Annotated in this window: 24 protein-coding genes; 18 read left to right on the forward strand and 6 right to left on the reverse strand. The window is 71.6% G+C overall.

The genetic code is table 11. The annotated features are described in order from the left end of the window. Nucleotides 1-110: 110 nt before the first annotated feature. Nucleotides 111-281 (reverse strand): hypothetical protein, encoded by a 171-nt coding sequence (locus ABFY07_RS14140; protein ID WP_170066589.1) that lies wholly within the window; start codon nt 279-281, stop codon nt 111-113. Nucleotides 282-605: 324 nt separating this feature from the next. Between ABFY07_RS14140 and ABFY07_RS14145 the strand changes: the two genes are divergently transcribed. From ABFY07_RS14145 to ABFY07_RS14160, 4 genes are all read left to right on the forward strand, one after another. After that, complete coding sequence (locus ABFY07_RS14145) at nt 606-1,259, forward strand: response regulator transcription factor (protein ID WP_065965394.1); 654 nt, start codon at nt 606-608, stop codon at nt 1,257-1,259. Nucleotides 1,260-1,265: 6 nt separating this feature from the next. Beyond that, the gene (locus tag ABFY07_RS14150; RefSeq protein WP_346174834.1) at nt 1,266-2,504 is read left to right on the forward strand and encodes a sensor histidine kinase; all 1,239 of its coding nucleotides are present in this window, start codon (nt 1,266-1,268) and stop codon (nt 2,502-2,504) included. A gap of 438 nt (nt 2,505-2,942) precedes the next feature. Continuing rightward, the gene (locus ABFY07_RS14155) at nt 2,943-3,245 is read left to right on the forward strand and encodes a DUF4193 domain-containing protein (RefSeq protein WP_065965396.1); all 303 of its coding nucleotides are present in this window, start codon (nt 2,943-2,945) and stop codon (nt 3,243-3,245) included. Next, nucleotides 3,155-3,967, forward strand: coding sequence for a hypothetical protein (locus ABFY07_RS14160; protein WP_428836926.1), 813 nt, complete (start codon nt 3,155-3,157; stop codon nt 3,965-3,967). Before ABFY07_RS14155 ends, ABFY07_RS14160 begins: the two co-directional genes overlap by 91 nt. Nucleotides 3,968-3,997: 30 nt before the next feature. On the opposite strand, the gene ABFY07_RS14165 is transcribed toward ABFY07_RS14160, so the two are convergent. Continuing rightward, a complete protein-coding gene (locus tag ABFY07_RS14165; protein ID WP_346174835.1) occupies nt 3,998-4,444 on the reverse strand; it encodes a DUF3093 domain-containing protein in 447 nt (148 codons plus the stop codon). Between the two features lie 99 nt (nt 4,445-4,543). Between ABFY07_RS14165 and dut the strand changes: the two genes are divergently transcribed. The 7 genes from dut to ABFY07_RS14200 all read left to right on the forward strand — a co-directional run bounded on the left by dut (nt 4,544) and on the right by ABFY07_RS14200 (nt 11,749). Continuing rightward, nucleotides 4,544-5,059, forward strand: coding sequence for a dUTP diphosphatase (gene dut, locus ABFY07_RS14170; RefSeq protein ID WP_346174836.1), 516 nt, complete (start codon nt 4,544-4,546; stop codon nt 5,057-5,059). Nucleotide 5,060: 1 nt separating this feature from the next. Continuing rightward, a complete protein-coding gene (locus ABFY07_RS14175; protein WP_065965399.1) occupies nt 5,061-5,849 on the forward strand; it encodes a DUF3710 domain-containing protein in 789 nt (262 codons plus the stop codon). A gap of 221 nt (nt 5,850-6,070) precedes the next feature. Continuing rightward, nucleotides 6,071-6,937, forward strand: coding sequence for a hypothetical protein (locus ABFY07_RS14180; protein ID WP_346174837.1), 867 nt, complete (start codon nt 6,071-6,073; stop codon nt 6,935-6,937). A 219-nt stretch (nt 6,938-7,156) separates the two neighbouring features. Beyond that, entirely contained in the window at nt 7,157-9,742 is a 2,586-nt protein-coding gene (locus ABFY07_RS14185; protein WP_346174838.1) for a DUF4118 domain-containing protein, read from the forward strand. After that, nucleotides 9,739-10,422, forward strand: a complete 684-nt coding sequence (locus ABFY07_RS14190) for a response regulator (RefSeq protein WP_346174839.1) — start codon at nt 9,739-9,741, stop codon at nt 10,420-10,422. The genes ABFY07_RS14185 and ABFY07_RS14190 overlap by 4 nt, the downstream gene beginning before the upstream one ends. Nucleotides 10,423-10,510: 88 nt before the next feature. Further along, nucleotides 10,511-10,921: an OB-fold nucleic acid binding domain-containing protein gene (locus tag ABFY07_RS14195; RefSeq protein ID WP_346174840.1), complete on the forward strand. Its 411-nt coding sequence runs from the start codon at nt 10,511-10,513 to the stop codon at nt 10,919-10,921. A gap of 3 nt (nt 10,922-10,924) precedes the next feature. Further along, nucleotides 10,925-11,749 carry a DUF3159 domain-containing protein gene (locus tag ABFY07_RS14200; RefSeq protein ID WP_346174841.1) on the forward strand — a complete coding sequence of 275 codons (825 nt, stop codon included), beginning with the start codon at nt 10,925-10,927 and terminating at the stop codon, nt 11,747-11,749. A 64-nt stretch (nt 11,750-11,813) separates the two neighbouring features. On the opposite strand, the gene ABFY07_RS14205 is transcribed toward ABFY07_RS14200, so the two are convergent. Together ABFY07_RS14205 and ABFY07_RS14210 are read right to left on the reverse strand one after the other, a co-directional pair. Further along, entirely contained in the window at nt 11,814-12,488 is a 675-nt protein-coding gene (locus ABFY07_RS14205; protein ID WP_346174842.1) for a potassium channel family protein, read from the reverse strand. Then, complete coding sequence (locus ABFY07_RS14210) at nt 12,485-13,153, reverse strand: potassium channel family protein (protein WP_065965406.1); 669 nt, start codon at nt 13,151-13,153, stop codon at nt 12,485-12,487. Before ABFY07_RS14210 ends, ABFY07_RS14205 begins: the two co-directional genes overlap by 4 nt. A gap of 600 nt (nt 13,154-13,753) precedes the next feature. Between ABFY07_RS14210 and ABFY07_RS14215 the strand changes: the two genes are divergently transcribed. The 7 genes from ABFY07_RS14215 to ABFY07_RS14245 all read left to right on the forward strand — a co-directional run bounded on the left by ABFY07_RS14215 (nt 13,754) and on the right by ABFY07_RS14245 (nt 21,760). Further along, nucleotides 13,754-15,277 carry an ATP-binding protein gene (locus tag ABFY07_RS14215; protein WP_346174843.1) on the forward strand — a complete coding sequence of 508 codons (1,524 nt, stop codon included), beginning with the start codon at nt 13,754-13,756 and terminating at the stop codon, nt 15,275-15,277. After that, nucleotides 15,274-15,702, forward strand: a complete 429-nt coding sequence (locus ABFY07_RS14220) for a roadblock/LC7 domain-containing protein (protein WP_065965408.1) — start codon at nt 15,274-15,276, stop codon at nt 15,700-15,702. The genes ABFY07_RS14215 and ABFY07_RS14220 overlap by 4 nt, the downstream gene beginning before the upstream one ends. Then, a complete protein-coding gene (locus tag ABFY07_RS14225; protein WP_346174844.1) occupies nt 15,699-16,055 on the forward strand; it encodes a DUF742 domain-containing protein in 357 nt (118 codons plus the stop codon). The genes ABFY07_RS14220 and ABFY07_RS14225 overlap by 4 nt, the downstream gene beginning before the upstream one ends. Beyond that, complete coding sequence (locus tag ABFY07_RS14230; RefSeq protein WP_346174845.1) at nt 16,033-16,644, forward strand: GTP-binding protein; 612 nt, start codon at nt 16,033-16,035, stop codon at nt 16,642-16,644. Before ABFY07_RS14225 ends, ABFY07_RS14230 begins: the two co-directional genes overlap by 23 nt. Further along, nucleotides 16,641-18,125 carry a cytochrome P450 gene (locus ABFY07_RS14235; protein WP_346174846.1) on the forward strand — a complete coding sequence of 495 codons (1,485 nt, stop codon included), beginning with the start codon at nt 16,641-16,643 and terminating at the stop codon, nt 18,123-18,125. The genes ABFY07_RS14230 and ABFY07_RS14235 overlap by 4 nt, the downstream gene beginning before the upstream one ends. A gap of 93 nt (nt 18,126-18,218) precedes the next feature. Beyond that, nucleotides 18,219-20,342, forward strand: coding sequence for an APC family permease (locus tag ABFY07_RS14240; RefSeq protein ID WP_346174847.1), 2,124 nt, complete (start codon nt 18,219-18,221; stop codon nt 20,340-20,342). Nucleotides 20,343-20,416: 74 nt separating this feature from the next. Beyond that, entirely contained in the window at nt 20,417-21,760 is a 1,344-nt protein-coding gene (locus ABFY07_RS14245) for a class I SAM-dependent RNA methyltransferase (protein ID WP_346174848.1), read from the forward strand. A 322-nt stretch (nt 21,761-22,082) separates the two neighbouring features. Here the strand turns inward: ABFY07_RS14245 and ABFY07_RS14250 are convergent, their stop codons facing one another. Both ABFY07_RS14250 and ABFY07_RS14255 read right to left on the reverse strand, forming a co-directional pair. Beyond that, the gene (locus ABFY07_RS14250; protein ID WP_346174849.1) at nt 22,083-22,307 is read right to left on the reverse strand and encodes a hypothetical protein; all 225 of its coding nucleotides are present in this window, start codon (nt 22,305-22,307) and stop codon (nt 22,083-22,085) included. Nucleotides 22,308-22,342: 35 nt separating this feature from the next. Next, entirely contained in the window at nt 22,343-24,055 is a 1,713-nt protein-coding gene (locus ABFY07_RS14255; RefSeq protein ID WP_346174850.1) for a DUF262 domain-containing protein, read from the reverse strand. Nucleotides 24,056-24,099 lie beyond the last annotated feature (44 nt).

A 24,099-nucleotide genomic window follows, 5' to 3' on the forward strand; every position in this document is an offset into this window, starting at 1 on the left:
CGCCCGCCGATCCCGGTCCGCGGCGCCCTCTCGACAGAGCGGCGCCCCGGTGCCACAAGGGCAGCCGGGGCGCCGCGGGTTCGGTGAGCGCGGGTGCCGGAGGACCGCCGTCAGGCGATCGCGCCGACCTCCACGCCGTGCTCGGCGGCCAGTCGGCGGAGGTCTTCCAGCTCCGACAGCTCGACATCGGCCAGGAAGTCGTCGCCCGTCTCACGGGCGCGGGTGAGGTCGGACTTGGTGGTCTCTATACGCTGCAGAATGCCTGCGGTGAACGCGTCCATGTGCGCCCCCTCGTCGTGGGTCGGTGGCACGGGGGTGTGCCGACGGGTGGACGATCACGTGCGTGGTCCCTGTCGATGGCAAAGAGGTTTGCGGGGTGCCACATACAGGGCGTGATCGGGTGTGCAGTCGTCCTCCCCACCCCCCACCAAGCGGAAACCTCCGCCGAAAAAGAATCTTGAACAGTCCCCTCCGAATCCCCCTTACCGCCGGTTTATGAGACTTCGAGGCAGGATGGAGGCGCCGGGCGCCGACCGAGCCCGGCCGGACCGCGCCCCCAGGGCACCGAGGCAAGGCCCAGGGCACCGAGGGAAGGACTCACGAAAGTGCGTGTACTCGTCGTCGAGGACGAGCAGCTGCTCGCCGATGCGGTGGCCACCGGACTGCGCCGGGAGGCCATGGCCGTCGACGTCGTGTACGACGGGGCCGCCGCGCTGGAACGCATCGCGGTCAACGACTACGACGTGGTCGTCCTCGACCGCGACCTGCCGCTGGTCCACGGCGACGACGTGTGCCGCAAGCTGGTCGAGCTCGGCATGCCCACCCGCGTCCTGATGCTCACCGCCTCCGGTGACGTCAGCGACCGCGTCGAGGGCCTGGAGATCGGCGCGGACGACTACCTGCCCAAGCCCTTCGCCTTCAGCGAGCTGATCGCCCGGGTGCGGGCGCTCGGCCGCCGTACCACCGTCGCCCTGCCGCCCGTCCTGGAGCGCGCCGGGATCAAGCTGGACCCCAACCGCCGCGAGGTGTTCCGGGACGGCCGGGAGGTGCAGCTGGCGCCCAAGGAGTTCGCGGTGCTCGAGGTCCTCATGCGCAGCGAGGGCGCCGTCGTCTCCGCCGAGCAGCTGCTGGAGAAGGCCTGGGACGAGAACACCGACCCGTTCACCAACGTGGTCCGGGTCACGGTCATGACGCTGCGCCGCAAGCTCGGCGAGCCCGCGGTGATCGTCACCGTGCCCGGCTCCGGCTACCGGATCTGACCGGGCATGGCCACGACCCCACTCCCGCCCAGCGCACCGCCCAAGCCCAGCTGGGACCCGCGGCCGCTGTCGAGCCCGCGGCCCTGGCTGCGCCCCACCATCCGGATACGGCTCACCCTGCTGTACGGCGGGATGTTCCTGATCGCCGGCGTGGTACTGCTGACGATCATCTACCTGCTGGCGGCGGACGTCCTGCAGGGGAGCAGCAAGCTCCCTTTCCAGATCATCAAGATGGACTACACCCTCACCGACCGCACCTGTGATCTGCCCAGCCAGGGCAGCACCACGCTGTTCAACGAGGCGGTGACGCGGTGCATGAACCACCAGCGCTCCCTCGCCCTGGACGCGCTGCTGCGCCGGTCGCTGCTGGCGCTGCTGGGCCTGGCCGTGCTGGCCTTCGCGTTCGGCTATGCCATGGCCGGGCGGGTGCTCTCGCCGCTGGGCCGGATCACCCGCACCGCGCGCCAGGTCGCGGGCTCGGACCTGTCGCGCCGGATCGAGCTGGACGGCCCGGACGACGAGCTGAAGGAGCTGGCCGACACCTTCGACGAGATGCTGGAGCGCCTGGACCGCGCGTTCACCGCCCAGCAGCGGTTCGTCGCCAACGCCTCGCACGAGCTGCGCACCCCGCTGGCGATCAACCGCACCCTGCTGGAGGTGCAGCTCTCCGACCCGCAGGCGTCCCCCGAGCTGGCCCAGCTGGGCAAGACGCTGCTGGCCACCAACGAGCGCAGCGAGCAGCTGGTGGAGGGCCTGCTGCTGCTCGCCCGCAGCGACAACGAGATCGTCGACCGCAAGCCCGTGGACCTCGCCGAGGTCGCCTCCCAGGCGCTGGAGCAGGTGCGTACGGAGGCGCAGGACAAGGGCGTGACGGTGCGGGGGGTGCGCGCGCCCGTGGTGGTCCAGGGCAACGGGGTGCTGCTGGAGCGGATCGCGCTGAACCTCATCCAGAACGCGGTGCGGTACAACATCTCCGAGGACGGCTGGGTCGAGGTGACCACCGAGGCGCGGGAGGGGCAGGCGGTGCTGGTGGTGTCGAATACCGGCCCCGTGGTCCCGGCGTACGAGCTGGACAACATCTTCGAGCCCTTCCGCAGGCTGCGCACCGAGCGCACGGGCAGCGACAAGGGCGTCGGCCTCGGCCTGTCGATCGCCCGCTCGGTGGCCCGCGCCCACGGCGGCCGGATCACCGCGGAGCCCCGGGAGGGCGGAGGCCTGGTCATGCGCGTGGTCCTGCCGCTCTGAGGTCCGGCGGAACCGGGCTTCGAGGTCCGGCGGAACCGCTGGAGAAGATCCGTGGCACGACCGCGCGCTTGTTCGCTTTGGGAGGAATTTTGGCGATCCGACCCCCGCCTGTATCCTGTGTGATCGATCACATGGGCGAATTTCAAGCCATATACGCACTGTGATCGTCGCGACTGGCGGAAAGCCGGGAAAGTCCGGGTTTCCGGGGGTCGTGATCACGGGAAGTACACGTGAGGGCGCATGTGCGTGCGACTTCCGGACCGTGTACGGTCCCGATCGCCATCCAAGCCGATCACCTCTTCAGGGGTGCGGTTGGGTGTCGATTGAGTAACAGACCTTGATGTGAGGCAAAATCTCCGCCTCGGGTCGGGCACAAGTCCGGCCTCTCACGCGTTACGTGCGCTGAGACACCACAGACACCCAGAGGGGGAGAGCGACATGGCAACGGATTACGACACCCCACGCAAGACCGATGACGACGTCAACGAGGACAGCATCGAGGAGCTGAAGGCCCGGCGGAACGACAAGTCCGCGTCGACGGTCGACGTGGACGAGTTCGAGCAGGCCGAGGGCCTGGAGCTGCCCGGCGCGGACCTCTCCAACGAGGAGCTGTCCGTGCGGGTGCTGCCCCGCCAGGCCGACGAGTTCACCTGCATGAGCTGCTTCCTCGTGCACCACCGCAGTCAGCTGGCCACCGAGACCAAGAACGGCCAGCCGATCTGCCGCGACTGCGCGGCGTAAGCCGCGGGTCCGGCGTGGAAGCGGAGCACGGCGACGTGACCGACGCGCACGTCGAGCGAGGCCGGATGGCCTCGCTCGCGGCCGCTGTCGGCCGGAGCGCACGCAAGGGCGGCGAGCGCGCGAGAGCGGGGGTCCACGCGGTCGCCGATCGGATCGTCGCGAACGCTCCGCGGATCCCGGTCCGCGACCTCGCCGCGCTGCGCGAGCAGTTCCCTGGGCTCGGCCCGGAGGAGATCGCGGACAAACTGGTGGCCGGTGCCGCGAACGGCACCTCCACCGTGGGCGCGGGCGTCGGCGCCGCGGCGATGCTGCCGGCCCCGCCCGCCATGCCCACCGAGCTGGCCGCCGAGATCATCGGGGTCGCCTCGATAGAGATCAAGCTCATCGCCGAGCTGCATGAGGTCTACGGGATGCGCGCGCCCGGCACCGTCCGCCAGCGCGCGATCGCCTACCTCGGGGCGTGGGCCCAGGAGCGCGGCATCGACGCCGCCGTACCGGCGACTGTGAACACCGCGCTCGGCGTCCAGATGAAGCGCGAGCTGCGCCAACAGGTCCTCAAGCGCAGCTTCCGCAATCTGCCGTCCCTCGCGCCCTTCATGATCGGCGCGGCCGTGGGCGCGGCGCTGAACCGGCGCGACACCCACAAGCTCGCCCGGAAGATCCGCAAGGACCTGCGCACCCGCCAGGTGCCCTGGGGCGCGCTCCCACCGCTGCAGGCCTAGCCTGCCCCGGACTTGCCGGCCCGTCCCGGCCTACTGGGCCCGTACGGCCCCGAGCGCGGCGGCCAGCGCCTCGGGATCGCGGGTCGAGAGATAGACGTACGGCGTCGGGTCCTCGGGGTCGGTGACCTCCACCCGCAGCGCCGTCGGGATGTAGCTGCGCAGCAGCATGAACGCCCGCGGATCGGCCTTGTAGGTGCGCCAGGCGGCCGCCTCGTCGCGGTCCAGCACATGGGCCGTCCCCAGTGCCGACACGGGGATCTTCGCGTCGCCGGCGACCAGCGAGCCCGCGACCACCCGGACCCGCACCGAGCCGTAGGCGCTCACCACGACGGCCGCGGCCGCCGCCCCGCCGATCAGGCCCCCGAGCATCGGCAGCGTCCCGAAGGGCAGCAGGATCAGCGCCGTCGCGACCCCGACCAGAAAAGCGATGAACCACCATGAACGGGGTGCGGTCAGGCGTTCTTCGTAAGGCTGCATGGGCTCAAGCTTGGCATGGCCGCCGAACGGCGCCTCGCGCGCGGGTAAGGTCAGCCGTTGCGAGAAACGAACGCGATGGTGAAGACGAAGGGGCAAGGCGTGACCGTGACGCCCGTAGATGTGTTGATCCGCAGGGTGGATCCCGAGGTGCCGATCCCCGTGTACGCCCACCCCGGCGACGCGGGTGCCGACCTCGTCACCACACAGGCGGCGGAGCTCGCCCCCGGAGAGCGCGCGGTGCTGCCGACCGGAGTGTCTATCGCGCTCCCCGACGGGTATGCCGCCTTCGTGCATCCGAGGTCCGGACTCGCCGCCCGCTGCGGAGTCGCCATGGTGAATGCCCCCGGGACCATCGATGCCGGGTACCGTGGAGAAATCAAGGTGATCGTGGTCAACCTGGACCCGCGCGAGACCGTGCGGTTCGAGCGCATGGACCGGGTCGCCCAGCTGATCGTCCAGCAGGTCGAGAAGGTGCGCTTCCACGAGGTGGCGGAGCTTCCCGGTTCGGCGCGGGCCGACGGGGGCTTCGGGTCCACCGGCGGCCATGCCGCCGTGGACGGTTCAACGGGTGGGAATGGATACGCTTCGGTCGGTTCCGACCGGGAAGGACGATGACGTGTTCGGACGTCGCCGCAAGCGCAAGGAGGACGTCGAGCCGCTCGACGTGGCCTCCGACGAGTTGGCCGAAAACGCCGAGAACGCCGAGGACGCGGACGCCGCGGACTCCGAACCGGACGCCGTCGCCGAGAGGGTGAGCCTGCCCCCGGCGCCGCGCCCCGACGGGCCGTGGGACGTATCCGAGGTGCGCGAGCCCGGCGAGGGCCGGGTGGACCTGGGCGGCCTGTTCGTGCCAGGTGTGGAGGGCATGGAGCTGCGGGTGGAGGTCGCGGGCGACGCGATCGTCGCCGCGACCGTGGTCCTGCGGGACAGCGCCGTTCAGCTCCAGGCGTTCGCCGCCCCCAAGAAGGAAGGCATCTGGGCCGAGGTGCGCGACGAGATCGCCACCGGCATCACCCAGCAGGGCGGGGTCGTCGACGAGGTCGAGGGGCCACTCGGCTGGGAGCTGCGCGCCCAGGTGCCGGTGCAGCTGCCGGACGGCAAGAACGGCGTGCAGGTCGTCCGCTTCGTCGGCGTGGACGGCCCGCGCTGGTTCCTGCGCGGTGTGATCTCCGGGCAGGGCGCGGTGCAGCCCGAGACGGGCAGCCTGCTGGAGGCGATCTTCCGGGACACGGTCGTGGTGCGCGGCGAGGGCCCGATGGCCCCCCGCGACCCGATCGTCCTGAAGCTGCCGGAGGACGCGCAGATGGTGCCCGACGGGGTGCAGCAGGAGGAGGCGCAGGGCTCGCGGTTCGCGGGCGGCGCCGACCGGCTGCAGCGCGGGCCGGAGATCAGCGAGGTGCGCTGAGCGCCCGCCGCGCGCACCCGTCGCCGTCCGAGCCACAAGACATCCCTCAGGGGGCCCGGGAGCCTGGCTCCCGGGCCCCCTGGAGTTTTTCCCGGAACTCGTTGAACACAGCCGTCACCCCACCCGTACTGAGGGGCGCGAGACCTTGCGCGACCCGGAGCAGGGGCAGGACGGGGCGCGACCAGTAGACCGTGCTGTTTGTGACCTCACGAGGTGATCAGATGTCCCGTGGCCTTCCGTTACTGCACCGTCGGCGAGTCCTTGCCGCCGGTGTGATCGGCGGTATCACCTGCACGGCCGTCGCGGTGGGAGCCGCCATGGCCGGGCAGGACGGCTCGGGAACGAGCGACAAGGCGAGCACCAAAGCCGCGTCCACCATCAGCTGCCCCGAGGTGACGGGCTCCCTCCCCGAGATCCCCGCCCAGGCGAAGGCGGAGGTGGACCGCAACCTGGCCCTGCTGCAGACGCAGCTCGACGAGGCCAACAAGCGCCTGGCGACCTCCCAGGGGCAGGGCGGCCCGAACTTCGTCCAGAACGCGATCCTCGGGCCGCTGAAGGACAAGCGCAAGTCCACCCTGGACCGCATCGCGATCTCCATCGGCCGCCATGCCGGGAAACCGCAGGGGCTGGACGCGCTCGCCGCGTGCTCCCTGGGCACGGGCGCGGGCTCCGGCACGGGCGCGGGCGGCTCCGCCCCGGCTACGGCCGCGCCCTCGGCGCCGGGCTCCGGCGGGGAGGGCGGCGCGCAGGACGGTTCGGGGGCCGGCTCGGGGGCCGGGTCGGGCTCCGCCCAGTCGATCAGCTGCCCGGACGTCGCCTCGAAGATCGGCGCGGTGCCCGCGGCCGCCCAGGCCGAGGTGGACCGCAACATCGCGCTGCTGCAAACCCAGCTCGACGAGGCCAACAAGCGCCTGGCCTCCTCCGTGGGCCAGGGCGGGCCGAACTTCGTCCAGAACGCCATCCTCGGGCCGCTGAAGGACAAGCGCGCCTCCACGATCGACCGCATCCGCATCTCGATCTCCCGCCAGGGCGCGACCGCCCCCTCTGGTCTCGACGCCCTGGCGGGCTGCTCGCTGGCCTCCGGCTGAACCCAGGTCGTCGGCACAGCCTGAGCCAGCGGCGCCGTGGGCCGCGCTCCCTCTCCCGGAGCGCGGCCCATCGGCCTTCACGGGGTCGGGCGCGTTCGCCGGTTCGCGCGCAAAAAATCGGCCTCCCGCGTAAAAGAAGCGTCAACAGCATGGCCCCGGCCGTCAGGGAGCCGTCAACGCGGTCCGCGGGGTAACCGGCGCACCGGGGAAAATGGGGCCATGAAACGCGGCAGGCTTCGGATCTACCTCGGCGCGGCGCCGGGCGTCGGCAAGACGTACGCCATGCTGTCCGAGGGGCACCGGCGGGCCGAGCGCGGCACCGACCTCGTCGTCGGCTTCGTCGAGCACCACGACCGCCCGCGCACCCAGGTGATGCTGCGCGGCCTCGAAGAGGTGCCCCGCCGGGAGATCGAGTACCGCGGGGCGCTCTTCACCGAGATGGACGTGGACGCGGTGCTGGCCCGCCGGCCCGCCGTCGCCCTCGTCGACGAGCTCGCCCACACCAACGTCCCCGGCTCCCGCAACGCCAAGCGCTGGCAGGACGTCGAGGAGCTGCTGCGGGCGGGCATCGACGTCGTCTCCAACCTCAACATCCAGCACCTGGAGTCGCTGGGCGACGTGGTCGAGTCGATCACCGGGGTGCGGCAGCGGGAGACCGTGCCCGACGAGGTGGTCCGCCGCGCCGACCAGATCGAGCTGGTCGACATGTCGCCCCAGGCGCTGCGCCGCCGCATGGCGCACGGCAACATCTACAAGCCCGACAAGATCGATGCCGCGCTCTCCAACTACTTCCGGCCCGGCAACCTCACCGCGCTGCGCGAGCTGGCCCTGCTGTGGACGGCGGACCGGGTCGACGAGTACCTCCAGCAGTACCGCTCCGAGCACAGCATCCGCTCCACCTGGCAGGCCCGTGAGCGCATCGTCGTCGGGATCACCGGTGGCCCCGAGGGCCGCACCCTCATCCGCCGCGCCGCCCGGATGGCGGCCAAGGGCTCCGGCAGCGAGGTCCTCGCCGTCTACGTCGCCCGCAGCGACGGCCTGACCTCGGCGTCGCCCAAGGAGCTCGCGATCCAGCGCACCCTCGTGGAGGACCTGGGCGGCACGTTCCACCACGTCATCGGCGAGGACATCCCCAGCGCCCTGCTGGACTTCGCGCGTGGGGTCAACGCCACCCAGATAGTGCTCGGCTCCAGCCGCCGCAAGACCTGGCAGTACGTCTTCGGGCCGGGCGTGGGCGCCACCGTGGCCCGCGACTCCGGGCCCGACCTGGACGTGCACATCGTCACCCACGACGAGGTCGCCAAGGGCCGCGGTCTGCCGGTGGCGCGCGGCGCCCGGCTCGGCCGCACCCGGCTGATCGCCGGCTGGCTGACCGGGGTGGCCGGGCCGGTCCTGCTCACCGTGGCGCTCACCCACACCGGCGGCGCGCTCGCCACCGACGGCGGGCCGGGCTTCGCCAACGAGGTGCTGCTGTTCCTGTTCCTGACCGTGCTGGCGGCGCTGCTCGGCGGGCTGCTGCCGGCCCTCGCCTCGGCCGCCGTCGGATCGCTGCTGCTCAACTACTTCTTCACCCCGCCCACCCACACCCTGACCATCGCCGACCCCCAGAACATCCTCGCCATCGCGGTCTTCGTGGCCGTGGCCGTCTGTGTGGCCTCCGTCGTGGACCTCGCCGCGCGCCGTACCCACCAGGCCGCCCGGCTGCGCGCCGAATCCGAGGTGCTGTCCTTCCTCGCGGGCAGCGTGCTGCGCGGTGAGACGAGCCTGGAGGCCCTCCTGGAGCGGGTCCGCGAGACCTTCTCCATGGACTCGGTGGCGCTGCTGGAGCGGGAGAGCGACGTCGCCCCGTGGACCTGCGCGGGCAGCGTCGGCGGCACCGGGGGAGCCCCGCCCGCCGAGCGGCCCGAGGACGCGGACGTCGACGTGCCGGTCGGCGACCACATGGCCCTCGCGCTCACCGGCCGGGTGCTGCCGGCCGCCGACCGCCGGGTGCTGGCCGCCTTCGCCGCCCAGGCCGCGGTGGTCCTGGACCGGCAGCGGCTTGCCCTCGAGGCCGAGCGGGCCCGTGACCTCGCCGAGGGCAACCGCATCCGCACCGCGCTGCTGGCGGCCGTCAGCCACGACCTGCGCACCCCGCTCGCCGGCATCAAGGCGGCCGTGTCCTCGCTGCGCTCCGACGACGTGGCCTGGTCCCCGGAGGACGAGGCCGAGCTGCTGGAGGGCATCGAGGAGGGCGCCGACCGCCTCGACCACCTGGTCGGGAACCTCCTCGACATCTCCCGGCTGCAGACCGGCACCGTGACCCCGCTGATCCGCGAGATCGACCTCGACGAGGTCGTCCCGATGGCCCTGGTCGGCGTCCCGGAGACCGGTGTCAGCCTGGAGATCCCCGAGGAGCTGCCCATGGTCGCCGTCGACCCCGGCCTGCTGGAGCGCAGCGTCGCCAACATCGTGGAGAACGCCGTGAAGTACAGTCCGGACGGCAGACCCGTGCTGGTGTCGGCCAGCGCCCTGGGCGACCGAGTGGAGCTGCGCGTCGCCGACCGCGGGCCCGGTGTCCCCGACAGCGCCAAGGACCGGATCTTCGAGCCCTTCCAGCGGTACGGCGACGCCCCGCGCGGCGCGGGGGTCGGCCTCGGCCTCGCGGTCGCCCGCGGCTTCGTGGAGGCGATGGGCGGCCGGCTGACCGCCGAGGACACCCCCGGCGGCGGCCTGACCATGGTGCTGAGCCTGCGGGCCGCCGCCGGCCGCGGGCCGGGTGCGCCTCAGGACCGCGACGACACGAAAAGGCAGGCCGTCAGATGAACCGGGTGCTCGTGGTGGACGACGAGCCGCAGATCGTGCGCGCCCTCGTGATCAACCTGAAGGCGCGCAAATACGAGGTCGACTCCGCCTCGGACGGCGCCACCGCCCTCCGGCTCGCCGCCACCCGCCACCCCGACGTGGTCGTGCTCGACCTCGGCCTGCCCGACATGGACGGCGTCGAGGTGATCAAGGGGCTGCGTGGCTGGACCCGGGTCCCGATCCTGGTCCTGTCGGCCCGCCAGACCTCCGACGAGAAGGTCGAGGCCCTCGACGCCGGGGCCGACGACTACGTCACCAAGCCCTTCGGCATGGACGAGCTCCTGGCCCGGCTGCGCGCCGCGGTCCGCCGCGCCGAGCCCGTCGGGGCGGGCGGGGACGCCGCGGTCGTGCGGACCGAGGGCTTCACCGTCGACCTGGCCGCCAAGAAGGTCACCCGCGACGGCGCGGACGTCCGCCTGACGCCCACCGAATGGCACCTGCTGGAGGTCCTGGTCCGCAACACGGGGCGGCTGGTCAGCCAGAAGCAGCTGCTCCAGGAGGTCTGGGGCCCGTCGTACGGGACGGAGACCCACTACCTGCGGGTCTACATGGCCCAGCTGCGCCGCAAGCTGGAGGCCGACCCCTCGCACCCGCGCCACTTCGTCACCGAGCCGGGCATGGGCTACCGCTTCGAGCGGTGAGGGCGGTGAGCGTGGTGCGAGCGATGTGAGCGGTGCGAGCGCCGCTTCGAGCGGTGAGGGCGTCCGGGGTCCCCGGTACGCTGGCCGTATGAGTGCCGTAGATCAGCCCTCTGGCAAGTCCGACAAGCCGGCCGGCCGCTTCCGGCGGATGCTGGACCGGCTGTCGAGCTCCCAGGAGGAGCTTCACTCCGCGGAGCTGCAGCAGGACGCGGAGGCCGCCGGCTGTACCAAGATCGGTGATTGCGGTGACCGCCAGATCGTCAAGGTGACCGGTACACTGCGCACGGTCACGCTGCGGCCACGGGCCGGGGTGCCCGCGCTGGAGGCGGAGCTCTTCGACGGCACCGCCGCCCTGGACGTGGTGTGGCTGGGCCGCCGCTCGATCCTCGGGATAGAGCCGGGCCGCAGACTGATCGCCAGCGGCCGGATCTCCATGAGCCAAGGCCGCCGGGTGCTGTTCAACCCCAAATACGAGCTCCGACCGCTCGGACAGGAGTAGCCGGTGACGGAAGACGACAAGCCGACCTCGGCCGAGGAGGATTCCGCCGCCGACCGGAGCAGAGCGGCGGCGGACACCGCGCTCCTGGAGGCGTTCGGCGGGGTGTGGGGCATGGTGGACACCACCGTCCCGGGACTGGTCTTCGTCCTGCTCTACACGATCAACCGCGACATCCACCTGGCGGCCCTGGTGTCGCTGGGGATCACGGTGCTCCTCGCACTGGCCCGGCTGATCCGCAAGGAGACCCTCAAGCACGCCTTCAGCGGGGTCTTCGGGGTCGCCTTCGGCGCGGTCTTCGCGATGATGTCCGGCGACGCGAAGAACTTCTACCTGCCCGGCATGCTCTACACGCTCGGCCTGGCCATCGCGTACGTGCTCTCGGCGGTCTTCCGCTACCCGCTGATCGGCGTGCTGCTGGGGCCGATGCTCAAGGAGAACCTCTCCTGGCGCACCCGCAACCCCGGCCGGTTCCGCGCGTACACCAAGGCCACCTGGGCCTGGGGCCTCATCCTGCTCGCCAAGTCCGCGATCCTCTTCCCGCTGTACTGGTGGGGGGACGCCACCCAGCTCGGCTGGGTCAAGGTCGCGCTCGGCATTCCGCCGTTCCTGCTCTGCGTCTATCTGACGTGGATATTCCTGGCCAAGGCCCCGCCGCCGATCGACGTCATCGCGGAGATGGAGGCGGAGGAGAAGGCCGAGCGCGAGCGGGAGCGGGCGAAGGCCGAGGCCGAGAGGATCGGCGAGCCGCTGCTGGCGGAGTGGGCCGACCAAATCGTCGACGAGGCCCAGCAGGAGCCCGCCGACCGGCGGTACCCACCGCGCCCCTGAGCCCCTGCGAAAGCGCCGGGCGGGCCGATGCGGCCCACCCGGCGCTTCGTCGTGTACGGGGGCGCTAGAAGGCGTCCGCGCGCCGGACGGACAGCAGTTGCTCCAGCTGCTCCTCGCGGGCCTGGGCCGCGACGAACAACAGCTCGTCGCCCGCCTCCAGGACGTCGTCCTTGGCCGGGGTGAGCACGCGTGTGCCCCGGATGATGGTGACCAGCGAGGTGTCCTCGGGCCACTCCACGTCCCCGACCCGGGTGCCGGCCAGCGCCGCCTCCGGCGGCAGCGTCAGCTCCACCAGGTTGGCGTCGCCGTGGCTGAAGCGCAGCAGCCGCACCAGGTCGCCGACGCTCACCGCCTCCTCGACCAGCGCCGACATCAGCCGGGGCGTGGAGACCGCGACATCGACGCCCCAGGCCTCGTTGAACAGCCACTCGTTCTTGGGGTTGTTGACCCGGGCGACCACCCGCGGCACCCCGTACTCGGTCTTCGCGAGCAGCGAGACGACCAGATTGACCTTGTCGTCACCGGTGGCCGCGATCACCACGTTGCAGCGCTGCAGCGCGGCCTCGTCCAGCGAGGTGATCTCGCAGGCGTCGGCCAGCAGCCACTCGGCCTGCGGCACCCGCTCCACCGAGATGGCCGTGGGGGCCTTGTCGACGAGCAGCACCTCGTGCCCGTTCTCCAGCAGCTCACCCGCGATGGAGCGCCCCACGGCGCCCGCACCGGCAATAGCCACCCTCATCGGCCGGCCTCCTCAGGTCCCTCGTTGAAGGCCGCCTCGACCTTCTCGACCTCGTCGGTGCGCATCATCACGTGCACCAGGTCGCCCTCCTGCAGCACCGTCTCCGAGGTCGGCAGCATCGCCTCGCCGAGGCGGGTGAGGAACGCGACGCGCACGCCGGTCTCCTCCTGGAGCTTGCTGACCTTGTGGCCGACCCAGGCGGGGGAGGTGTGCACCTCGGCGAGCTGCACTCCGCCGCTCGGGTCCCGCCACAGCGGCTCCGAGCCGGACGGCAGCAGCCGCCGCAGCATCTGGTCCGCGGTCCACCGCACGGTGGCCACGGTCGGGATGCCGAGCCGCTGGTAGACCTCGGCACGGCGGGGGTCGTAGATGCGGGCCGCCACGTTCTCCACGCCGAACATCTCGCGCGCCACCCGGGCCGCGATGATGTTGGAGTTGTCGCCGCTGCTGACGGCGGCGAAGGCACCGGCCTCCTCGATGCCCGCTTCGCGCAGGGTGTCCTGGTCGAAGCCGACGCCGGTCACCCGGCGTCCGCCGAACCCGGCGCCGAGGCGGCGGAAGGCGGTCGGGTCCTGGTCGACGACGGCGACGGTGTGTCCCTGCCGCTCCAGGGTCTGGGCGAGTGCCGCACCCACCCGGCCGCAGCCCATGATCACGATATGCATGCGACTACCCCGCACTCCTCACTACCGTGCTGAACCGCACAAACACCCTTCTCACATCTTCCTTCCGGGCCTACGGGGCGACAGCGGGGAGGTGCCCCGGTGCCGAGGCCGCGGGGCAGCGGAGGGCTGTCCGCCACGGCGTCTGTCACCACCGTATCCGTACTTGTGCGACTCGCCCGAGTCCCCTGCTCGCCTCCTGGTGGAGGGCGGTGTTGTACGACGTACAGCGACCCGGAACCGGGACCGCCGCTTGCGAACGTTCGGTCGTGTCTCCGGGGTCCCGCCGCGCGTCCGCGGCCCCCGTCGGGGGGGTGTGCCGCGCGGGCGGCGGGCTCGGGACGGAGGGCATCGGGGCAAGATGGCGGCGTGGTCGCATTTGTCCCGGCCTGAGGCATCGCCACCTTCCCGCCGCCTTCCCGATCTTCATGGGATCTTCACCGGAAAAGGCGCGCACGCCTTGATAGTTCGAATCTTGCCGCGCGCATCGGACGCCCGCTCACCGGCGTGGCTAAGATGATCGCCGTATTCCGTTTCCTGGACGGGACATCAGGGCACTGAACCGTTCCTTCCGCGCCCGCGTTCTCCTGCACGAGGTTTCTGATGACAGATCACATATCGGAGGCGGTGAGCTGGTGCCTGGCCGTCGTCGTGCTCGTCGTCTTCGTCCTGCTGATGCGCCAGCGCACGATCACCGCCGGCGTGCGCAGGCGTAACGCCACGCTCGAGGACAGCCTGAAGGCGCGCGACGAGGAGCTCCAGCACCTTGTGGAGGTCCGCCTCCCGGTCATCGCGGACGCGCTCAGCCAGCCCTCCCCGCTGCCCGGACTGCGGGACGAGAAGCTTGCCGGGACCGCCTTCGCGCAGAGTCTGCACGGGGTCGTGGAGCTGTTCACCCGCGCGGTGGACAAGGCGCAGGCGAGGGCCGACGCCTCGGCGAAGGCGGCGCTCAAGGCCTCGATGCGCGCCATCCAGGGACTGGCCAACGAACAGCAGCTGTCGATCTCCCAGATGCAGGAGCGGCACGACAACCCGGATGTGCTGCGGGACCTCCTGGAGATCGACCACGCCAACTCCCAGTTCGGCCGCCGCGCCCAGGCCATCGCCGTGCTCTGCGGCTCCTGGCCCGGCCGCCAGCGCGTCGCCTCCTCGCTGACCGACGTGGTACGGGGCGCCAAGTCGCGGATCCGCGACTACCGGCGGGTCCAGGTGCACGCCCTGGTCGACGTCGCCGTGGTGAGCCGGGCGGTGGAGCCGGTGGTGCTCGCCGTCGCCGAGCTGCTGGACAACGCCGCCCGCCACTCGCAGCCCAACACCAATGTCGAGGTCAGCCTCCAGCCCGTGCACAACGGCGCCTGCATCGTGATCGACGACGCCGGCGTCGGCATGGACGGCCAGGAGGTGCAGCGCGCCGCCGCGCTGCTGTCCGGGGAGCGCGCCGTCGACGTCGTCCGGCTCGGCGACCCGCCCCAGTTCGGCTTCGCCGTCATCGGCCTGCTCGCCGCCCGCTACGGCTTCAGCGTCTCCGTGGACACCAGGTCCCCGTACGGCGGTGTGCGCGCCGTGCTCTTCCTGCCCACCGAGCTGCTCACCCACGTCGACGCCGAGGAGCCGGGCGGCCGGGCGGCCGTGGGGCAGGAGCCACGGCAGTCGGGCCTGCACACCCTCCCCTCCCTCCCGACCCGCAAGACCCGCGCCCGCCGGTCCGAGCCCGCCGCGGAGCAGGCGGGCTACCAGCAGGCGGCCTATCAGCAGGCGATCCCTCACCAGCAGGCGGCCCCCTACCAGCAGGCCCCGCACCCGCAGGCGGCACCCCAGCCCGCAGCGCCCGCCCCGGCGCCCCAGGCCCCCTCCGCGCCGACCCACCCGTCGGCGATCGAGGAGGCGTCACGTACGTACGGCTCGACGGCAGGCGGACTGCCCAAGCGCCGCCGTCGGCAGCCCGTCGCCCAGTCGGCGGACGACTGGACCAGGGCCACCCCGGAGCCCGACACCGGCTCCCACCGCGCACGTTCGGCCGAGGAGACGGCCCACCGCATGGGTGCCTTCGCACGCGGCACCCGCTCGGGCCGGGCCGGAAACCAGGACGCCGTCCCCCAAACCGAAGAAGGGAACCGCCAGGCATGAACGACCACATAAACAACGAGCTGGGCTGGATGCTCGACGAGGTCGTGAGGATGCCGGAGGCGCGCCACGCGATCCTGCTCTCGGCGGACGGGATGCTGCGGGCGCACTCCGAGGGCATCGCGCGCGACGAGGCGGAGCGCCAGGCCGCCGCCCTCTCCGGCCTCCAGTCGATCAGCCGCTCCACGGCCGAGTTCTGCGACCGGGAGGAGACCCCCTGGCAGCAGACGCTCGTCGAGTTCGTCGGCGGCTACGTCTTCCTGATCGCCGCCGGACCCGGCGCCTACCTCGCGGTCTCCGCGACCGAGAACGTGGACATGGAGGCGGTCAGCTACCGGATGCAGAAGCTGGTCGACCGGCTCGGCAAGGAGCTGACCAGCCCGCCCCGCCAAGGCGCCCCCCGGCAGGGCATCGGCAGCCCGGCATGACCCCCGGCAGGCGCGAACGAGGACTGGTACGGCCGTATGTCGTGACCGACGGCCGTGCCTATCCGACCCGCAACACCTTTGACCTGGTGACCCTGGTCATGGCCCACCCCGACCGGCCGCTCGCCGGGCTCAGCCCCGAGAAGCGCCGGGTCATGGAGCTGTGCCTCGGCGGCGCCCTCTCGGTCGCCGAGGTCGCCGGGTACCTCCAACTCCCGGTCAGCGTCACCAAGGTCCTGCTCGGCGACCTCGTGGACAGCGGCCACATCTCCACCCGGTCGCCCATCCCCGCGGCCGAGCTGCCCGAGATCCAGCTCCTGCAGGAGGTGCTCGATGGACTCCGCGCTCGCCTCTGACAACGCGGTCTACCTGCCGACGACCGTGCGAACGGCGGTGAAGCTGCTGGTCGTCGGGCACTTCGCGGTCGGCAAGACCACCTTCGTCGGCTCGCTGTCGGAGATCAAGCCGCTGCGCACCGAGGAGACCATGACCCAGGCCGGCGCGTTCGTCGACGACCTGAGCGGCACGGAGGACAAGACCACCACCACCGTGGCCATGGACTTCGGCCGCCTCACCCTGAGCGAGTCGCTGGTCCTGTACCTGTTCGGCGCCCCCGGCCAGCAGCGCTTCACCCGGCTGTGGCAGGACATGACGCGCGGGGCCCTGGGCGCCCTCGTCCTCGCCGACACCCGGCGGCTCGAGCAGTCCTTCCCCGTCATGGCCATCCTCGAGGAGCACGGGCTGCCCTACGCCGTGGCCGTGAACCACTTCGAGGGCGCGCCGCGCTTCGCCGAGGCGGAGGTCCGGGAAGCGCTCGACCTGCTGCCGGAGACGCCGCTCGTCACCTGTGACGCCCGGGACCAGGTCTCCTCCACCCACGCGCTCATCGCCCTCGTGCAGTACCTCCAGAGCCGTCACGCCCAGACCAGCCAGGAGCCTGTGTGACCTACCGCCCCGCCGTCGAGGCCGGAGCCGGAGCCGTGCCGCCCCCGGGCTGCCCCGCGCACGCGGGGCGCCCGGGGCCCGGCAGCCCCGCCCGCCCCGCCGCCCAGGGCCTGCCCCTGTACGGGCCGGACTTCGCCGCCGATCCGCACGCCTTCTACGAGCGGCTGCGCCGGTTCGGGCCGATCGCCCCGGTGGAGCTTTCCCCCGGAGTCGAGGCATATCTGATCACCAGCTACTCCCTCGCGCTGGACGTGCTCCGGGACACCGAGCGGTTCGCCAAGGACCCCCGCGGCTGGCGCGCGCTCAACGAGGGACGGATCCCCCCGGACTGCCCGGTGGGCCCCATGATGATGTACCGGCCCAACGCCCTGTTCAACGACGGGGAGGCACACGCCCGGCTGCGCGGAGTGATCACCGACAGCCTCACCCGGCTGGACCCCTACGCGCTGAGCGAATACGTCGAGCGCAGCGCCGAGACCCTGATCGACGCCTTCGCCGACAAGGGCGAGGCGGACCTGCTGGGCGAGTACGCCGCGGCCGTCCCGCTGCTCGTCTTCAACCGGCTCTTCGGCTACCCCGCCGAACACGGGCTGCGCCTGGTCTCCACGATGGCCAGGCTCTTCGACAGCGGCGAGGACGCGGCGGAGGCCGACCAGGAGCTGCTGGACTACATCGCGGACCTGATCACCACCAAGCGCCGGCGGCCCGGTCCGGACATCACCTCCTGGATGCTGGCCCACCCCGCCCAACTGACCGAGGACGAGCTGAAGCAGCAGCTCATGCTGATCCTGGCCGCCGGCACCGAACCCCAGCTGAACCTGATCGCCAACGCGCTGCGCCTGCTGCTCTCGGACGACCGGTTCGCCGGTGAGCTGTCCGGCGGCAGCATGCCCGTCCAGGACGCCATCGACGAGGTCCTGTGGACCGATCCGCCGATGGCCAACTTCGGGACCCGCTTCGCCCGCCATGACCTGGAGCTGGCGGGCGTACGGATCCGCCGGGGCGAGCCGGTGCTCACCAGCTACGCCGCCGCCAACACGGACCCCGAGCTGACCTCCGGGGGGCGGCTCGGCAACCGGGCCCACCTCGCCTGGAGCATCGGCGCCCACCGCTGCCCCGCCGAGAGCCCGGCCCGGGTGATCGCCTCGGTGGCCATCGAGAAGCTCCTCGACCGGCTGCCGGACGTGCGGCTGGCCGTGCCGGCCGACCAGCTGGCCTGGCGTCCCGGCCCCTTCCACCGCGCGCTGGCGGAGCTGCCGGTCCGCTTCCCCGTCAGCACCGTGGGCCCCGGCAGCACCGTGGGTCCCGCCCGTACCACCGACCCCGCCCGCTCCGCCGAGCCCGCAACGGGCCCCCGGCCCCCGGCCGCGGCCGCCCCCGCGGCCGTCCCGCAGCCGACCGCGCCGAGCCGGACGGAGCCCGGGCAGGCGGCCCAGCGGCGCCGCTGGGCCGCGCTCGCGGCGTGGTGGCGAGGCCAGTGAGCGGGCCGGGCCCGGGGCTGCCCGGCTGACCGCGCCGCCGCCCTCCCCGGGGGGACTGGGCGGCGGTACTGGCGACCGCTTACGATCCTCTCCGTGTCCAAACTGACCGACGTCCCCAAACGGATCCTGATCGGGCGGGCGCTGCGCAGCGACAAGCTGGGAGAAACCCTCCTCCCCAAGCGCATCGCGCTCCCCGTCTTCGCCTCCGACCCGCTGTCCTCCGTCGCTTACGCGCCAGGGCAGGTGATGATCGTTCTCTCGGTGGCGGGTGCGTCGGCCTATCACTACAGCCCCTGGATCACTGTCGCGATCATCGTGCTGATGTTCACGGTGGTCGCCTCGTACCGCCAGAACGTGCACGCCTATCCCAGCGGCGGCGGGGACTACGAGGTCGCCACCACCAACCTCGGCCCCCGGGCGGGCCTGACCGTCGCCAGCGCCCTGCTCGTCGACTACGTCCTGACCGTGGCGGTGTCGATCTCCTCGGGCGTGGAGAACCTGGGGTCCGCCGTCCCTTTCATCGTCGAGCACAAGACGGCGTCCGCGATCGGCATCATCCTGCTGCTGACCCTGATGAACCTGCGCGGTGTGCGCGAGTCCGGCAAGCTGTTCGCGATCCCCACCTACGTCTTCGTCGCCGGCGTCTTCATCATGATCGCCTGGGGCGCCTACCGGGGGCTGATCCTCGGCGACGACATGAAGGCGCCCACCGCCGGCTACGAGATCAAGGCCGAGCACACCGGACTCGCCGGCTTCGCGCTGGTCTTCCTGCTGCTGCGGGCCTTCTCCGACGGCTGCGCCGCGCTCACCGGCGTCGAGGCGATCAGCAACGGCGTGCCGGCCTTCCGCAAGCCCAAGAGCCGCAACGCCGCCACCACCCTGGCGCTGATGGGCGGCCTCGCCGTCACCATGTTCTGCGGGATCATCGCCCTGGCGCTGACCACCGATGTGAAGATGGCCGAGAACCCGGCCAAGGACCTGCTCAAACAGGGCGTGGCGCTCGGTGAGAACTACACCCAGGACCCGGTGATCACCCAGGTCGCGGCGGCCGTCTTCGGCGACGGCTCGCTGCTGTTCGTGGTGCTGGCCGCGGCCACCGCGCTGGTCCTGTTCCTGGCCGCCAACACCGCGTACAACGGCTTCCCGCTGCTCGGCTCGATCCTCGCCCAGGACCGCTACCTCCCGCGCCAGCTCCACACCCGCGGCGACCGGCTCGCCTTCTCCAACGGCATCGTGCTGCTCGCCGGGGCCGCGGCCGTCCTGGTCTACATCTACGGGGCCGACTCGACCCGGCTGATCCAGCTCTACATCGTCGGCGTCTTCGTCTCCTTCACGCTCAGCCAGACCGGCATGGTGCGGCACTGGAACCGCCACCTGGCGACCGAGCAGGACCCCGCGGTGCGCCGCCGGATGCTCCGCTCGCGCGCGATCAACACCTTCGGCGCCTTCTTCACCGGCCTGGTGCTGGCCGTGGTGCTGCTGACCAAGTTCACCCACGGCGCCTGGGTCGCCCTGCTCGGCATGGTCTTCTTCTACGGCGTCATGACCGCGATCCGCCGCCACTACGACAGCGTCTCCGGCGAGCTGTCGGCCTTCGAGGAGGACGAGTTGGAGACCGTGCGCCCCTCCCGGGTGCACTCCATCGTCCTCGTCTCCAAGATCCACAAGCCGACGCTGCGCGCCCTCGCCTACGCCAAGCTGATGCGCTCCCACAAGCTGGAGGCGCTGAGCGTCAGTGTGGACCCGGCCGAGACCAAGGCGCTCCAGGAGGAGTGGACCGAGCGCGGCATAGACGTGCCCCTGAAGATCCTCGACTCGCCCTACCGCGAGATCACCCGGCCGGCCATCGACTACGTCAAGAGCCTGCGCCGGGAGAGCCCCCGCGACGTGATCTCCGTCTTCATCCCGGAGTACGTGGTCGGCCGCTGGTACGAGCACCTGCTGCACAACCAGAGCGCACTGCGCCTCAAGGGCCGGCTGCTGTTCACCCCGGGCGTCATGGTGACCTCGGTGCCCTGGCAGCTGGACTCCTCCGAGCTGGCCCGCAAGCGCGCCCGCAAGCGGGCCGAATGGCATGCGCCGGGCGCCGTGCGGCGCGGGCCGGTGGGGCCGCCCAAGGGCGAGAAGGCGGGCGCCGCAGCGCGGCCGGACGGCGTCAAGGAGCGGCCGGACGGCGCCGCACCGCGGCCGGACGGCGTCACGGAGACGAGGGCCTAGACTGGTGGGCTGGCGCCCCACCCGGGCGCGCCTCCTGACAATCCCCCCGCCCCGACCTCTGGAGCCGAGCCGCCATGCACCGTGAACCCAAGGCGTCGCTGGTCGGCGAGGAGTACGAGGTCGAGGTCGGGCCCGTCGCGCACGGCGGCCACTGCGTCGCCCGCACCTCCGAGGGCCGGGTGCTGTTCGTCCGGCACGCGCTGCCCGGCGAGCGCGTCGTCGCCCGGGTGACCGAGGGCGAGGAGGGATCGCGGTTCCTGCGCGCCGACGCGGTCCGGGTGCTGGACGCCTCCAAGGACCGCGTCGAGGCCCCCTGCCCGTTCTCCGGCCCCGGCCGGTGCGGCGGCTGCGACTGGCAGCACGCGGCCCCGGGCGCCCAGCGCCGGCTGAAGGCCGAGGTGATCACCGAGCAGCTGAGCCGGCTGGCCGGGCTCAGCCCCGAGGAGGCCCGCTGGGACGGCACCGTCGAGCCCGCCCCCGGCGACAAGGTCGCCCGGGGCGAGGTCCCGGCCTGGCGTACGCGCGTCCAGTACGCCGTGGACGAGCAGGGACGCCCCGGCCTGCGCCGCCACCGCTCCCACGAGGTCGAGCCCATCGACCACTGCCTGATCGCCGCCCCCGGCGTCAGCGAACTCGGCGTCGAGAAGCGCGAATGGCCGCAGATCGCGACCGTCGAGGCGATCGCCGCCACGGGCTCCTCCGACCGCCAGGTCGTCCTCACCCCGCGCCCCGGCGGCCGGCTCCCCCTGGTGGAGCTGGACCGTCCCGTCTCCGTCCTGCGCATGGGAGAGCCCCAGAGCCGCGAAGGCACCCGTGCCGTGCACCGGGTCCACGGCCGCCCCTTCGTCCGCGAGCGCGCCGCCGGCCGCACCTGGCGGGTCGGCGAGGGCGGCTTCTGGCAGGTCCACCCCAGGGCCGCCGACGTGCTCGTCGAGGCCGTGATGCAGGGCCTGATGCCGCGCAAGGGCGAGACCGCGCTCGACCTGTACTGCGGCGTCGGCCTCTTCGCGGGCGCCCTCGCCGAACGGGTCGGGGAGCGCGGCGCGGTGCTGGGCATCGAGTCCGGCAAGCGCGCGGTGGAGGACGCCCGCCACAACCTCCGCGACCTCGACCGGGTCCGGATCGAGCACGGCAGGGTCGAGCAGGTCCTGCCCCGCACCGGCATCACCGAGGCCGACCTGATCGTCCTCGACCCGCCCCGCGCCGGCGCTGGCAAGGAGACCGTCACCCGCCTGTCCTCCCTCGGCGCCCGCCGCATCGCCTATGTCGCCTGCGACCCGGCCGCCCTGGCCCGCGACCTCACCTACTTCCGCGACGCCGGCTACACCCCGCGCCGGCTGCGCGCCTTCGACCTCTTCCCGGTGACGCACCACGTGGAGTGCGTGGCGATTCTGGAGCCTGCCGGAAAGAGGCGCTGACCTGCGGTTTGGCGTAGTCCATGCTTCATGCGGATCGCGGCGGCCACGTCGAGGTGGTGCGGGTCCTGGTACGACGACGGCATGCGGACAGGGAAGGACGGCACCACCTCCGGACGGCCCGGAGACCCGGCCAGGACGACGAACTTCTGGCTTCCGTTCGTCCCCTTCTCGGTCAGCAGCCGTCCTCGGGCCTCGGGGCCGCCGCCCGGCAGGCGCAGGCGGAACTCCGGGTACTCGTGGGCCATGGATCGTCCTTTTGCCTGGTCAGGTCGGGTGGGCAGTGTAAGGGGCGGCACTGACCCCGCCAGCCGGCCGATCGCCGTCAGGTGCCCCTGAGCAGACGTTGGGCGGAGCTGTTGATCCACGCCCCGATGGTCTTGCGCAGGCTCTGGTTCTCCGAGAGGTGCGCCTCGTACTGCGGCCAGTGAACGCGGGTCCGCTCGATGGTCTGCACGGTCTCCTGGCGCAGTCGGGCGTCGGTTGTCCCGAATCGGCGGTCAAGGGAGTGCAGGAGTACGGCGTAGTACGTCTCCGGGAGCCTGGTCATGCGGGGTGGTGTCCTGTTCGCGGTGAGCGGACCGGTTAGAGCAACTCTTCGGGCTCGTCGAGTTCATCGAGGGCGTCGAAGTCCAGTGAGTCCAACGAGGGAGTGTCCTCGTAGTCCCACTCCGCCATGCGCCCGAGAAAGTCGTTAAGGTGCTGCTGGATGATCTGCTGACGCAACTGGAGGAAGCCTTCGCGATCTCCCTCGGCGAGGGCCTGACTTGTCTGTCGGCTCATGGTGTGCGAGGCCAATACACGGTCCCAGGTCTCCTCGTCCAGATGGTCAGGACGGTGAGCGAGCAGCGTCGTGATCTCCGAGACGGGGTCTTCCGTGCTGGGCAGGAACAGGCGGTTGGCGGCGTACAGAACCTGCTGTGCGGTGAGCCCGCGAGGAAAGATCACATGGGCCACCGTGGCCGCGGTCTTCTGATCGGCGAGCAGCGTCGAGAGGCTCTGGAGATCGACGGGCACAGCGGTGACCAGGGAGCGGGGGCGCAGGGACCACCAGGAGCTGAGGATGATCTTCGCGGCGGCCTCGTTGGTCCGGAAGCGCTCGATGGTCGGGATCGACGGCTGGGCCTCGGCCATGGCGTCCATCAGCCCCATGATCGAACCGCGCTCGTCACCCTTGCGGATCCGGGCGCACAGGACACGCGCCACTTGCGTGAAGCTGCCCTTGAAAACGGCGGGTCCGGACACGGCCACTCGCCAGTACAGCCGTCGCAGCAAGCGGCGGGTGTTGGGCTCGGGGTCGGGGAAGTGAGCGAAGAAGCGGGTCAGGACGACGAGCAGCGCGCGATAGACGAGCAGTGCGATGTGCGGTACCTCGGCCTCGGCCTGCAGGAAACCGATGGCGCGCACCAGCGCCTCTTCGCCCTCTCCGTAGGCGGCGTACTGGTCCTCGTCCTCGAACTCCGGGGCGGTCCGGCGGCTGGTGGAGCTGAACTCGTTACGGATGTCCCGCGACGGGTCCGGCCCCCGGCGGGCGAGAATCGAGGCGAGGACGGTGTCCGTGTCGATGGTGCCGAAGCCGGTCCTGGCGGCGATGCGGTCGGCGATGCGGGAGAGGTTGAGCCGCTCCGCGGCTCCTTCTTCGGGGCCCGCATAGAGCGCGGAGAAGATCTCCGCGCGGTTGAGGCGCTTCCCGTAGTTGTTCATCCGGTCGAAGATGTCGGTCAGGATGTCGAGATCGTCCTGCCGTACGAGATAGGCGGGCACCTTGTACTGGCGCAGTGCGGTGGCCACCCGATCAGCTTCGTCGAAGAGCTCGGCGACCAGCTCACCCTCCGTGCGGAACCACCCGAGGAGCTTCTTCAGGTCGAAGAGGACGGGCAGTGCGATGTGCTGGGGCTCGCGCGTCTTGGGCTGGGCGATGAACCGCTTCTCCCTGAGGTCGTAGTAGATGGAGAAGGGTTCGTGCAGATGTCCTTCGGGGCTGAGCGCGTTGGCGAGGCTGGTGATGCGCTGCTGCCCGTCCACCACCCAGAAGGCATCCGGAGAGGCCGGCGCGTCGATCTTCAGCTGGCCCAGGGTGAAGGAACGCGCGGGCGTCTTGCGAACCCAGAGGAGCAGGTTTCCGATGGGATAGCCCTTGACGATGCTGTCGAAGAGCCGGAGTACGTCGGTGGTGCCCCAGCGGAAGTCGCGCTGGAAGTGGGGGACGTGAATCCGGCCGCTCCAGGCCTGGGCCACGAGGTCGCCCAGCTCGTACGTGGTGGCGCTCGGCTGCGTTTCCAGGCCTGCCGTGGTCATCTTCGTGTTCCCCTGATCGATGGGTCCCGTGCCGTACACGCTAC

The sequence above is a fragment of the Streptomyces sparsogenes subsp. cuspidosporus genome (assembly GCF_039532705.1).
GTDB classification, from domain to species: domain Bacteria; phylum Actinomycetota; class Actinomycetes; order Streptomycetales; family Streptomycetaceae; genus Streptomyces; species Streptomyces sparsogenes.